At 63.5% G+C, this 11,996-nt stretch carries 11 protein-coding genes; 6 read left to right on the forward strand and 5 right to left on the reverse strand.

Annotation, left to right across the window (positions count from 1 at the left end; genetic code table 11):
- Positions 1-40: 40 nt before the first annotated feature.
- The 5 genes from P3C50_RS05965 to P3C50_RS05985 all read left to right on the forward strand — a co-directional run bounded on the left by P3C50_RS05965 (position 41) and on the right by P3C50_RS05985 (position 7,125).
- A complete protein-coding gene (locus P3C50_RS05965) occupies positions 41-835 on the forward strand; it encodes a gamma-carboxygeranoyl-CoA hydratase (RefSeq protein WP_275545244.1) in 795 nt (264 codons plus the stop codon).
- Between the two features lie 2 nt (positions 836-837).
- Positions 838-2,766, forward strand: coding sequence for an acetyl-CoA carboxylase biotin carboxylase subunit (locus P3C50_RS05970; RefSeq protein ID WP_275545245.1), 1,929 nt, complete (start codon positions 838-840; stop codon positions 2,764-2,766).
- Between the two features lie 179 nt (positions 2,767-2,945).
- On the forward strand, positions 2,946-3,848 hold the full coding sequence (locus tag P3C50_RS05975) for a hydroxymethylglutaryl-CoA lyase (protein WP_275545246.1): 903 nt from the start codon (positions 2,946-2,948) through the stop codon (positions 3,846-3,848).
- Positions 3,849-4,351: 503 nt separating this feature from the next.
- Positions 4,352-6,307 carry an acetoacetate--CoA ligase gene (locus P3C50_RS05980; protein ID WP_275545247.1) on the forward strand — a complete coding sequence of 652 codons (1,956 nt, stop codon included), beginning with the start codon at positions 4,352-4,354 and terminating at the stop codon, positions 6,305-6,307.
- 77 nt (positions 6,308-6,384) lie between these two features.
- A complete protein-coding gene (locus tag P3C50_RS05985) occupies positions 6,385-7,125 on the forward strand; it encodes a substrate-binding periplasmic protein (protein ID WP_275545248.1) in 741 nt (246 codons plus the stop codon).
- Here P3C50_RS05985 and P3C50_RS05990 read toward each other — a convergent pair.
- The gene (locus P3C50_RS05990) at positions 7,122-8,342 is read right to left on the reverse strand and encodes a PilT/PilU family type 4a pilus ATPase (RefSeq protein WP_275545249.1); all 1,221 of its coding nucleotides are present in this window, start codon (positions 8,340-8,342) and stop codon (positions 7,122-7,124) included. The genes P3C50_RS05985 and P3C50_RS05990 overlap by 4 nt on opposite strands.
- Positions 8,343-8,490: 148 nt before the next feature.
- On the opposite strand from P3C50_RS05990, the gene P3C50_RS05995 reads away from it, so the two are divergent.
- Positions 8,491-8,769: a peptidylprolyl isomerase gene (locus tag P3C50_RS05995; RefSeq protein ID WP_013715799.1), complete on the forward strand. Its 279-nt coding sequence runs from the start codon at positions 8,491-8,493 to the stop codon at positions 8,767-8,769.
- A gap of 6 nt (positions 8,770-8,775) precedes the next feature.
- On the opposite strand, the gene P3C50_RS06000 is transcribed toward P3C50_RS05995, so the two are convergent.
- The 4 genes from P3C50_RS06000 to P3C50_RS06015 all read right to left on the reverse strand — a co-directional run bounded on the left by P3C50_RS06000 (position 8,776) and on the right by P3C50_RS06015 (position 11,931).
- Positions 8,776-9,687: a LysR family transcriptional regulator gene (locus P3C50_RS06000; RefSeq protein WP_275545250.1), complete on the reverse strand. Its 912-nt coding sequence runs from the start codon at positions 9,685-9,687 to the stop codon at positions 8,776-8,778.
- 68 nt (positions 9,688-9,755) lie between these two features.
- Entirely contained in the window at positions 9,756-10,235 is a 480-nt protein-coding gene (locus tag P3C50_RS06005; RefSeq protein WP_275545251.1) for a nuclear transport factor 2 family protein, read from the reverse strand.
- 9 nt (positions 10,236-10,244) lie between these two features.
- Positions 10,245-10,835 carry a TetR/AcrR family transcriptional regulator gene (locus P3C50_RS06010; RefSeq protein ID WP_275545252.1) on the reverse strand — a complete coding sequence of 197 codons (591 nt, stop codon included), beginning with the start codon at positions 10,833-10,835 and terminating at the stop codon, positions 10,245-10,247.
- 175 nt (positions 10,836-11,010) lie between these two features.
- A complete protein-coding gene (locus P3C50_RS06015; protein WP_275545253.1) occupies positions 11,011-11,931 on the reverse strand; it encodes a LysR family transcriptional regulator in 921 nt (306 codons plus the stop codon).
- Positions 11,932-11,996: the final 65 nt, after the last annotated feature.

Raw genomic sequence — 11,996 nt, forward strand, 5'->3', positions numbered from 1 at the left:
GAATGGGAGAGGAAGCAAAAAGCAGATTCCGGAATTGACCATGACCGACTTCACCACCGTACAGCTTGAGAAAGACCCACGTGGCTTCGCCACCTTGTGGCTGAACCGCCCGGAGAAGAACAACGCCTTCAACGCCGAGATGATCCGCGAGTTGATCCTCGCCCTCGATGCCGTCGGTGAAGACAAGAGCCTGCGCTTTCTCCTGCTGCGCGGCCGTGGCAAGCACTTCTCCGCCGGCGCCGATCTGGCCTGGATGCAGCAGGCCGCCGCCCTCGACTACAACGCCAACCTGAATGACGCCCGCGAGCTGGCCGAGCTGATGTACAACCTGCACGGCCTGAAGATCCCGACCCTGGCCATCGTCCAGGGTGCAGCCTTCGGCGGCGCGGTGGGCCTGGCCAGTTGCTGCGACATGGCCATCGGCGCCGAGGATGCGCTGTTCTCGCTGTCCGAGGTACGCATCGGCCTCGCTCCGGCGGTAATCAGCCCCTTCGTAGTGCAGGCCATCGGTGAGCGCGCTGCCAAGCGCTACGCGCTGACCGCCGAGCGCTTCGACGGCAAGCGTGCCCGCGAATTGGGACTGCTCGCCGAATGCTTCCCGATTGGCGAGCTGGACGCTCAGGTCGAGGCCTGGGTTGCCAACCTGCTGCAGAACAGCCCGCAGGCCATGCGCGCCAGCAAGGATCTGCTGCGCGAAGTCGGCAGCGGCGAGCTGACCCCGGCCCTGCGCCGCTATACCGAGAACGCCATCGCCCGTCTGCGGGTCAGTACCGAAGGCCAGGAAGGCCTGCGTGCATTCCTGGAAAAACGCCAACCGTCCTGGCAGGAGCAATGACCATGATCGATACCCTGCTAGTTGCCAACCGTGGCGAAATCGCCTGCCGCGTTATGCGCACGGCCAAAGCCATGGGCATTCGTACTGTAGCCGTGCACAGCGCCATCGATGCCAATGCTCGGCATGTGCGTGAAGCAGACGTCGCGGTAAACCTCGGCGGTGCCAAGCCTGGCGAAAGCTACCTGCTGATCGACAAGATTATTGCCGCCGCCAAGTCCAGCGGCGCGCAGGCCATCCACCCGGGCTACGGTTTTCTCTCGGAGAACGCCGGCTTCGCCCGCGCCATCGAGCAGGCTGGACTGATCTTTCTCGGCCCGCCCGCCTCGGCCATCGAAGCCATGGGCAGCAAGTCGGCGGCCAAATCGCTGATGGAAGCCGCCGGCGTGCCGCTGGTGCCCGGCTACCATGGCGACAAGCAGGATCTCGACACCTTCCGCGAGGCAGCCGCGCGCATCGGTTACCCGGTGCTGCTCAAGGCTGCTGCCGGCGGCGGTGGCAAAGGCATGAAGGTCGCCGAATCGGAAGCGCAACTCGCCGAGACGCTGGAGTCGGCGCAGCGCGAGGCGCAATCGGCCTTCGGCGACTCGCGCATGCTGGTGGAAAAATACGTGCTCAAGCCGCGTCACGTGGAGATCCAGGTGTTCGCCGACCAGCACGGCAACTGCCTGTACCTCAACGAACGCGACTGCTCGATCCAGCGTCGCCATCAGAAGGTGGTGGAAGAAGCGCCGGCACCCGGCCTGAGCGCCGAGCAACGCCGCGCCATGGGCGAGGCGGCGGTCAAGGCCGCGCAAGCCATCGGCTATGTCGGCGCCGGCACGGTGGAGTTCCTGCTCGACGAGCGTGGCGACTTCTTCTTTATGGAGATGAACACTCGCCTGCAGGTCGAGCACCCGGTCACCGAGGCCATCACTGACCTGGATCTGGTGGCCTGGCAGATTCGCGTCGCCCGTGGCGAGCCGCTGCCGCTGAGCCAACAGCAGGTGCCGCTGAACGGCCACGCCATCGAGGTGCGGCTGTACGCTGAAGACCCGGATCACGATTTCCTCCCCGCTACCGGCACCCTGGCGCTGTACCGCGAGGCCGGCAATAGCGACGGCCGGCGTATCGACAGCGGCGTGGCCGAGGGCGATAGCGTCTCGCCCTTCTACGACCCGATGCTGGGGAAGCTGATCGCCTGGGGCGAGAACCGCGAGCAGGCGCGCCTGCGCCTGCTCGCCATGCTCGACGACACCCTGATCGGTGGGGTGAAGACCAACCTGGCGTTTCTGCGTCGCATTCTCGCTCATCCGGCTTTCGCCGCATGCGAGCTGGATACGGGATTTATCCCGCGCCATCAGCCACAACTGCTGCCCGCACCCGGCGAGCTGCCCGACACCTTCTGGCAATTGGCGCCCGATGCCTGGGTGCAGAGCGATGCACCGCTGCAACGCGACGATGATCCGCATTCGCCCTGGGCCGCCCGCAGCGGCTGGCGCGCCGGTGGCGCAGCAGAGGTCGAGCTGCACCTGAGCTGCCAGGGCGACAGCCGCAAGGTACGTGCGACCAACAAAGCCCGCTTGCAAGGCGAAGAGTTGCTGGCGGAGATCGACGGCACGCGCCAGCGTCTGCGCGCCATTCGCCGTGGCGACACGCTTTACCTACAGTGGCACGGCGAACTGCACGCCATCAGCCGCTTCGACCCTATCGCCGCCGCCGAGGCCAGCCATGCCCAGCACGGCGGCCTCAGTGCGCCCATGAACGGCAGCATCGTCCGGGTGCTGGTCGAGCCCGGCCAGGCGGTCGAAGCCGGCACCGCCCTGGTGGTGCTGGAGGCGATGAAGATGGAGCACAGCATCCGTGCGCCCGAGGCGGGCACGGTCAAGGCGCTGTATTGCCGCGAAGGGGAAATGGTCAGTGAAGGCGCTGTGCTGGTGGAGCTGGAGCCATAGGTTGGATCACGCTTCAGCGATCCACCGCCATCGCGCTGAATAAGGTGGACATGAAAAGCGATGCAGTTGTAGGAGCGAATTTATTCGCGATTGAATCGCTACGTTGCCACCGATTTCGCGAATAAATTCGCTCCTACAGACAATCCCACGCGGCGCAGCACGAATACGAGGAAAAACCAATGAGCCTGCCCCTATCCGTGCGTCTGGTCGAAGTCGGCCCGCGCGACGGTCTGCAGAACGAGAAGCAGCCGATCAGCGTCGCCGACAAGGTACGCCTGGTCGATGAGCTGACTGCGGCCGGTCTGAGCTACATCGAAGTGGGCAGCTTCGTCTCGCCCAAATGGGTACCGCAGATGGCCGGCAGCGCCGAGGTATTCGCTGGCATCCAGCGCAAACCTGGGGTCACCTACGCCGGCCTGACGCCCAATCTGAAAGGCTTCGAGGCCGCGCTCGAAGCCAAGGTCGAGGAAGTGGCAGTGTTCGCCGCCGCCAGCGAGGCCTTCTCGCAGAAGAACATCAACTGCTCCATTGCCGAGAGCCTGCAGCGCTTCGTACCGCTGATGGAGGCGGCCAAGGCCGCGAATGTGCGCGTGCGAGGCTACGTGTCCTGCGTGCTCGGCTGCCCGTATGACGGCGAGATCGATCCGGCGCAGGTCGCCAGTGTCGCTCGCGAGCTGTACGCCATGGGCTGCTACGAGGTATCGCTGGGCGACACCATCGGCACCGGCACGCCGGGCAAGACCCGCCATCTGATCAACGTCGTCGGCCGGGAGATTCCCCGACACCTGCTGGCCGGGCACTTTCATGACACCTACGGCCAGGCTCTGGCCAATATCTACGCCAGCCTGCTCGAAGGCATCAGCGTGTTCGACAGTTCGGTCGCTGGCCTGGGCGGCTGCCCCTATGCCAAGGGCGCCACCGGCAACGTCGCCACAGATGATGTGCTGTATCTGCTGCAAGGCCTGGGCATCGAAACCGGTGTGAACATGGACAGGCTGATCGCCGCCGGCCAGCGCATCTGCGAGGTGCTCGGCAAGGCCAACGGCTCACGCGTCGCCCGCGCCCGTCTGGCGAATCGCTGAGCGCGAACGCGTATTCGTGTAGGCATGAATTTATCCGCGATTTTTTCGCGGCTGAAGCCGCTCCTACACAGATGTCGCCCGGATGAAATCCGGGACTGTTGCTGCGCCCGGATTGCGTCCGGCCACATCGCCAGGCGAATCACTGACCGTCAATGCGCACGCCTGTAGGAGCGAATTTATTCGCGATCTTTCGCGGCTGAAGCCGCTCCTACAAAGACGTGAAATCCGCGGCTGTTGCGGCGCTCAGGATGCCTCCGGCTACATCGCCAGACGAATCGTATGAGCGTCAACCCGCTCGCCTGTAGGAGCGAATTTATTCGCGATTTTTTCGCGGCTGATGCCGCTCCTTACAGGCTGATGATCACTTCGCGGCGGTCACTGTCTTACTTCATAAATGCCTGACGTTAGAAGGTGGAGGCCGGATGTGCAGGCCACATCACCAAGGCCAGAGCAGCCTTTTGCGCTAGGGTTGAAGTACCGACAAGCAACGACGAGGACTGACCATGCAGCAACCTCTGTGGGCGCCTACTGCCGAGCGTGTCGCCGCTAGCCGAATGGACGCTTTCCGCCGTTTCGTCAATCAGCGCCACGGCTTGCAACTGGCCGACTACCCTGCCCTGCATGCCTGGAGCGTCGAGCAACGCGAGGCCTTTTGGCCGGCCATCGTCGATTTCTTCGAGATTCGTTTCCACAGCCCCGCCGACTGCGCGCTGCGCGAAGGCCCGGCAATGCCGGATGCGCAGTGGTTCCCCGGCGCCACGCTGAATTTCGCCGAGCACCTGCTGCATCGCCGCGATGGCCATCCGGCGCTGGTGGCCATCGGCGAGGAGGGCAGCCGCGAGCAGCTCAGTCATGCGCAACTGGCCGCCCATGTCGCCGGCCTGCAGCGGGCTCTGCGCGACGCCGGCGTCGGTCTCGGCGACCGCGTCGCGGCGTTCATGCCCAACACCTGGCAAACCGTGGTGGGTATGCTTGCCAGCGCCAGCCTCGGCGCCACTTGGTCAAGCTGCTCGCCGGACTTCGGCACCCAGGGCGTGATCGACCGCTTCGGCCAGATCGAGCCCAGGGTGCTGATCGCCGCCGCGGGTTATCGCTATGCCGGCAAGCGAATCGACCTGACCGACAAGCTAAACGAAATTCTCCATCAACTGCCCAGCCTGGAACATCTGGTCATCGTGCCCTACTCACGCGACGAGGCCAGCCCTACTGATTACGAGTCCGTTGCTCCAGCGACTCTTTGGCAAGACTTCTACCAGCCCGGCGGCGCGCCGCAGTTCATGCCGGTATCCTTCGATCACCCGCTCTACATCCTCTACTCCAGCGGCACCACCGGCGCGCCCAAATGCATCGTCCACGGGCACGGCGGCACGCTGCTGCAGCACGTCAAGGAACTGGGCCTGCACACCGACCTGAGCGCCACCGACACCCTGTTCTACTACACCACCTGCGGCTGGATGATGTGGAACTGGCTGGTATCCGGCCTGGCCCTGGGCGCCACCCTGGTGCTTTACGACGGCTCGCCTTTCCATCCCGGTCCCACGCGCTTGATCGACCTGATCGACGCCGAGGATATAAGCGTCTTCGGCACCAGCGCCAAGTTCATCGCCGCGCTGGAGAAAGCCGGCGTCAGACCGCGCGAAAGCCATAAACTGCGAAGCCTGAAGACCATCCTCTGCACCGGCTCTCCGCTAGCCCACGAAAGCTTCGACTACGTTTACCGCGATGTGAAACCAGACCTGTGCCTGTCATCGATCTCAGGTGGCACCGATATCGTCTCCTGCTTCGCCCTGGGCAACCCGACCCTGCCGGTTTGGCGTGGCGAGCTGCAGTGCAAAGGCCTGGGCATGGACGTGCAGGTTTGGAACGAGCTGGGTCAGCCGGTTCATGGCGACAAGGGCGAGTTGGTCTGCACCCGGCATTTCCCCTCGATGCCGGTGGGCTTCTGGAACGATGCCGACGGCGAGAAGTTCCGAACCGCCTATTTCGACACCTTCCCCGGGGTCTGGGCCCAAGGCGACTATGCCGAAGAAACCGAACATGGCGGCCTGATCATCCACGGCCGCTCCGACGCCATACTCAACCCTGGCGGCGTGCGTATCGGCACCGCGGAAATCTACCGCCAGGTGGAGAAGGTGCCCCAGGTGCTGGAGTCCATCGCCATCGGCCAGGACTGGCAAGGCGATGTGCGTGTGGTGCTGTTCGTGCGACTGCGCGAGGGCGTGACGCTAGATGAGCCATTGCGCGAGGAGATCTGCCAGCGCATTCGCGCCAACACCACGCCGCGCCATGTGCCGGAGAAGGTCATCCAGGTCGCTGACATCCCGCGCACCCTCAGCGGCAAGATCGTCGAACTGGCGGTGCGCAATATCCTCCACGGCCGGCCGGTGAAAAACACCGATGCCCTGGCCAATCCACAGGCACTGGAGTTGTATCGCGATCTGCCAGATTTGCAGAAATAAATCTGCTGACACAGACCAACGCCACGGCAAGCGCTGCCGCCTCTATACTTATCCGACCAAAACGATAGGATTTCGTCGTGCTCAAACGCCTCTGCCTGGCTCATGCGCTGCTCTTCGCTGCAGTGGCGTCGGCCGATGAGCCGGTCAGGCTGTACATGCCGGATGCACCGCCACTGGCAATGAACAATTACGCCGGTGGCCATGGCATGGTGGGTGACGTGGTGCTGGCGGCGCTGGCCAGAATCGGCGAACTCTCCCAGATCGTCGCAGAACCCTGGCCGCGTGCGCAGGTAAGCGTCGCCAGGGGCAGCGACATGCTGATCATTCCGCTGTCGCGCACGCCAGAGCGCGAAGAACTCTATACCTGGATCGCCCCGATCATGAAGTTGGAGCGCGCCTTTTTCACCCTCGACGAACCCGTCCAGAGCTTTGCCGAGGCTCGTCAGCGCTATCGCCGCATCGGTGTCGGCATGGGCACCGCGCAAGTCGGCATCCTGCAGCGCGAAGGATTCAGCGACGAGCAGATCGTGCAACTGAAACTGGGGGAGAACCCGGCTCATCTGCTCGTGCTTGGGCGCATCGACGCCTGGTTCACTGGCGTGCCCGAAGCGCTGTATATCTGGGAGGGTTCGGAGTACCGCAAGCGCAATCTGCGCAGCAGCCCGCCGCTGACCAGCACCGACATCTACCTTGGCTGCTCCAGGCAATGCGACGCGCAACTGGTCGAACGCTTGCGCACCGCCATCAAGGAACTGGAGCTAGACGGCGTCAGCCTAAGGTTGCGGCAGGCCTATCTGCCGCTGCAACCCGATCCCTAGATCCCCTGCCGCCCCGGGTCCTCGGGCGGCTGCTCTTCCTCGATATCCTCCAGCTTCAGCTCCAGCCCCCAATCGCCTGCCGAGGCGGCCTTTGGTGCAGCGACGGGCGCGGCCACCGGCGCAGCGGCAGCAGGTGCCGGCCTGGCATTGGCCGGATTGTCGCGATAGAGCTTGAGCTTCAGGCGCACGTTGTTCGCCGAGTCGGCGTTCTTCACCGCCTCTTCTTCATCGATGGCGCCTTCGTGCACCAGATCGATCAGCGCCTGGTCGAAGGTCTGCATGCCCAGGTTCTTGGATTTTTCCATGATCTCCTTGAGCTCGGAGAATTCGTTGCGCTTGATCAGGTCGCGCACCGTCGGCGTCCCCAGCATCACCTCCACCGCGGCGCGGCGCTTGCCATCAACGGTCTTGACCAGCCGCTGGGAGACGAACGCCTTGAGGTTGTTGCCCAAGTCGTTGAGCAGCTGCGGTCGGCGGTCTTCCGGAAAGAAGTTGATGATGCGATCCAGCGCCTGGTTGGCGTTGTTGGCGTGCAAAGTGGAGATCGCCAGGTGCCCGGTGTCAGCAAAGGCCAGGGCGTGCTCCATGGTTTCACGGTCGCGGATCTCGCCGATCAGGATCACGTCCGGCGCCTGGCGCAGGGTATTCTTCAGCGCGGCGTGGAAGCTGCGCGTGTCCACACCCACTTCGCGCTGGTTAATGATCGACTTCTTGTGCCGGTGCACGTACTCCACCGGGTCTTCGATGGTGATGATGTGGCCGCCGCTGTTGCGGTTACGGTAGTCGATCAGCGCCGCCAGGGAGGTCGACTTGCCCGAACCGGTGCCGCCGACGAACAGCACCAGGCCGCGCTTTTCCATCACGGTACCGAGTAGCACTTCCGGCAGCTTGAGGTCTTCGAAGCGGGGAATGTCCAGCTTGATGTTGCGCGCGACGATCGACACCTCGTTGCGCTGCTTGAAGATGTTGATGCGAAAGCGCCCCACACCAGCCAGCGAGATGGCCAGGTTCATCTCCAGTTCGCGCTCGAATTCCTCGCGCTGCGCGCTATCCATGATCGCGTCGGCGATAGCCGCCACGTCGCCCGCCTTCATTGGCTCCTGGCTCAGCGCCTTGAGTACGCCGTTGAATTTCGCACAAGGCGGCGCACCGGTGGACAGATACAGATCGGAGCCATCCTGACTGGACAGGATTTTCAGCATTGCGTGGAGATCCATGGCGGCGTTTTCCGTGGGCACGATTGAAATACCATAGGCCATGATTCGCCCGCACCGCGGATGAAACACACCCATAAAGTTGACGCCATTCTGCTGGCGCAACGAATGCTGGCACAATAGCGCCCTGACAGAATTGAGGAACCCATCAATGGCAAAGGCAATGGCCCGCCACATCCTGGTCAAGACCGAGGCGGAAGCGGCCGCCTTGAAAAAGCGCATCGCCGCCGGCGAAGCCTTCGATGTGCTGGCGCGCAAGCACTCCACCTGCCCCTCCGGCAAGAAAGGCGGCGACCTCGGCGAAGTGCGCCCCGGGCAGATGGTGCGCGCGGTGGATCAGGTGATTTTCAAGAAGCCGCTGCGTGAGGTGCATGGCCCGGTGAAGACCCAGTTCGGCTATCACCTGATCCAGGTGTTCTATCGCGACTGACCCGGCTCAAGCGCCTGAATCACCCATGAACTCGACGATCTTGCTTCTGAGCCAGCGCTCGGCCGGGTCGTTGTCGGTCACCCCACTCCAGACCATCGACAGATCTGAGGTGACCAACTCGAATGGCGGATCATCAGCGCGTAGCCCGGTGCCTTCGATCAATGCCGTTGCTGCGTAATCCGGCACCGAGGCGAGCATTTCCGTTCCGGCGATGATCGAGCGCAAACCGCTGAACTGCGGCACGGCCAGTACCACGCGACGTGAGCGATCCAGGCGCGCCAGGTCGTTGTCGATGTTGCCGCACAGATCGCCCGAGAACGACACCAGCGCATGCGGCCGCGAGCAATATTCGTCCAGTGTCAGCGCGCCGGGGCGATCGTCGCCACGCAGCACCTTGACCTTCATTTCACGCAGTTTGCGGCGCTTGGCGTTGGCCGGCAGTTCGGTGGTGTAGCTGACGCCAACGGAGATTTCCCCTGAGGCCAGCATCGACGACATCAGCAGGAAGTTGACCCGCCGCACCACGATCACCACCTCGGGCGCCTCTTCACGAATCTGGTTGAGCAAAGCCGGGAACAGGCCGAACTCGGCGTCATCGGACAGGCCGATACGGAAGGTGTCGCGGTTGGTCGCCGGGTTGAACTCGCGGGCACGGCTGACCGCGCCGGAGATGGTGTCCATCGCCGGCTGCAACTCCTTGAGAATCGCCAGCGCCCGCGCGGTCGGCTCGAAACCGCGACCATTGCGCACCAGCAGCGGGTCGTCGAACAGGTCACGCAGCCGGGCCAGCGCCGCACTGACCGCCGGCTGGCCGAGAAACAGCTTCTCGGCCGCACGGGTGAGGTTCTTTTCGAACATCAGGGTTTCGAAGATCACCAGCAAATTCAGGTCGACGCGGCGCAGGTCGTTGCGATTCATCCAGAGGGCCTCAGGGCGCAGGTTTGTTGGCGCATTAAAGCAGCAACTCCCGTGCCCACATAGCCCGATCAGAGTCCCAGTTCGGAAAGCCCTGGATGATCGTCAGGACGACGCCCCTGAGGCCAGCGGAACTTGCGCTCGGATTCCAAGATCGGCAAGTCGTTGATGCAGGCATAACGGTTGATCATCAGGCCGTCGGCACCGAACTCCCAGTTCTCGTTGCCGTAGGAGCGAAACCAGTTGCCCGAGTCGTCACGCCATTCGTAGGCATAGCGCACGGCGATGCGGTTGTCGGCAAATGCCCAGAGCTCCTTGATCAGACGGTACTCCAGCTCCTTGGCCCATTTGCGCTCGAGGAACGCACGCGCCTGATCGCGGCCATTGGCGAACTCGGCGCGGTTGCGCCAGCGCGTATCGAGGCTGTAGGCCAGCGCGACCTTGGCCGCATCACGGCTGTTCCAGCCATCCTCGGCCAGGCGAACCTTCTCGATGGCGCTCTCGCGAGTGAACGGCGGCAGCGGCGGACGAACTTCAGTATTTGACGACATGACGGCACCTCAGGCTTGCGGGGGGTTGTGCCCATTGCTGGGCGATAGGGATTGCAGAAGCAATTGCGCAGTACGACCAGCGCTGTCGGCGGCATCCGCCTGGCCGGTCACCATGGCGACGGCGGTCGCGCCATCGATCAGCAGGAGAAACTGCCTGGCCATATCCTCGGGCTCGGCAAAGCCGCCAGCCGTGGTCAGCTCGTTCAGATAGGCCAGCAGGCGCTGTTTGTGCAGCAGCGCGACGGCGCGGATTTCACTGTCGAGGTCACCGATCTCGCCAGCCGCATTGATAAAGGCGCAGCCGTGGAAATCAGTCGCTGAAAACCAGGCGCGCAGAAGCGGGAATACAGCCAACAAGCGCTCGCTTGGCGAGCCAGCCGAGGTACCCGCGATAAACCACTGCATCCAGCGCTCATCACGCTCGCGCAGTGCCGCGGCGACCAATGCTTCCTTGGTCGGATAGAGGCGATAGATGCTTTTGCGCGCCACCCCGGATGCCTTGACGATGGCGTCCATCCCGGTGGCATTGATGCCGCCGGCATAGACCAGGCTTTCGGTGGCTTGCAGCAAACGTTGCTGTAGAGAGGCGTCTTCGAGCATGGTTCAAACCAGAGAGAATGATCGTTCTCAATAAAGTAGAACGATCATTCTCTGTGGTCAACCGATTTTTTCGTAAGTTGGGGACGAGCGGTAGATCAGTAGAGCGCGCCAGCACTTCAGCATCTCGACGGCGTGAGCCTGACTTCGCAGATGCGCCTTGCAGGCTGAAGGCCGCTCAGCGCCGCTCCGACACTGGCGTGTGCTCGGCCATCAGCTCCACCACCCAGTCGATGAATACCCGCAGCTTGGCGCTGACGTGGCGGTTCGGCGGGAAGGCCAGGTACATCGGCATCGGTGTCATCTGCCAGTCCTCGAACAGGCGCACCAGTTCGCCGTTGGCCAGGTGCGGCCTGGCCATGTAGTGCGGCAGCCAGAGCATGCCCAGGCTTGCCAGCCCGGCGGCCAGGTAGGCATTGCCGTCATCGACGGTCAGCAGCGGGCGGCCCTGCGCCTCGATGCGCTCCTCGCCGCGCCACATGACATAGGGCAATGCCTTGCCGGTGCGTGACCAGAGAAAGCCCACGGTGCTGTGTCCGGCGGCCTCCAGCTCACTTGGGTGCGTCGGCGTTCCGACGCGCTGCAGGTAGCTGGGCGTGGCGTAGATGCCGAGTTGCAGGTCGCCCACATGCCGCGCCACCAGCGACTGATCGCTGATCTCGCCACCGCGCACCACGCAGTCGACGTTCTCGCCGATGATGTCGACGATGCGATCGCTCACGCCCAGGGTCAGCTGAATTTCCGGATAACGCGCATAGAAAGCCGGCAGGGCCGGAATCAGCAGCATGCGTGCGAAGGGGCTGGGCACGTCCACACGCAAACGCCCGCGCGGGGCCAGCGACGCGCTGGACAGGCTGGTTTCGGCATCGTCGACATCGGCCAGCAGACGCACCACGCGTTCGTAGTAGGCGGTCCCATCGGCCGTGACGGCGACCTTGCGCGTGGTGCGGTTGAGCAGGCGCACGCGCAGCCGCGCCTCCAGTTGCTGAACCAGCTGCGTCACGCTGGTCTTGCTCATGTGCAGGGTTGCAGCCGCTTTGGTGAAACTGCCGGTTTCCACCACCCGGGCGAAGGCCTGCATCGCGTCGAAACGGTCCATTTCACGTCTCTCTCAGCCATTGATTGTTTGGATTCTACAAACAGTCATGACCAGAGTTGCTCATT

Origin of the sequence: Pseudomonas sp. Marseille-Q0931 (assembly GCF_940789645.1) — a bacterium.
Taxonomy (GTDB): Bacteria; Pseudomonadota; Gammaproteobacteria; order Pseudomonadales; family Pseudomonadaceae; genus Aquipseudomonas.

What these genes read in the sequence shown, in the direction of transcription:
- P3C50_RS05965 (WP_275545244.1), top strand. Translation starts at nt 41, where the DNA reads ATGACCGACTTCACCACCGTACAGCTTGAGAAAGACCCACGTGGCTTC.
- P3C50_RS05970 (WP_275545245.1), top strand. Translation starts at nt 838, where the DNA reads ATGATCGATACCCTGCTAGTTGCCAACCGTGGCGAAATCGCCTGCCGC.
- P3C50_RS05975 (WP_275545246.1), top strand. Translation starts at nt 2,946, where the DNA reads ATGAGCCTGCCCCTATCCGTGCGTCTGGTCGAAGTCGGCCCGCGCGAC.
- P3C50_RS05980 (WP_275545247.1), top strand. Translation starts at nt 4,352, where the DNA reads ATGCAGCAACCTCTGTGGGCGCCTACTGCCGAGCGTGTCGCCGCTAGC.
- P3C50_RS05990 (WP_275545249.1), bottom strand. Translation starts at nt 8,342, where the DNA reads ATGGATCTCCACGCAATGCTGAAAATCCTGTCCAGTCAGGATGGCTCC.
- P3C50_RS05995 (WP_013715799.1), top strand. Translation starts at nt 8,491, where the DNA reads ATGGCAAAGGCAATGGCCCGCCACATCCTGGTCAAGACCGAGGCGGAA.
- P3C50_RS06000 (WP_275545250.1), bottom strand. Translation starts at nt 9,687, where the DNA reads ATGAATCGCAACGACCTGCGCCGCGTCGACCTGAATTTGCTGGTGATC.
- P3C50_RS06005 (WP_275545251.1), bottom strand. Translation starts at nt 10,235, where the DNA reads ATGTCGTCAAATACTGAAGTTCGTCCGCCGCTGCCGCCGTTCACTCGC.
- P3C50_RS06010 (WP_275545252.1), bottom strand. Translation starts at nt 10,835, where the DNA reads ATGCTCGAAGACGCCTCTCTACAGCAACGTTTGCTGCAAGCCACCGAA.
- P3C50_RS06015 (WP_275545253.1), bottom strand. Translation starts at nt 11,931, where the DNA reads ATGGACCGTTTCGACGCGATGCAGGCCTTCGCCCGGGTGGTGGAAACC.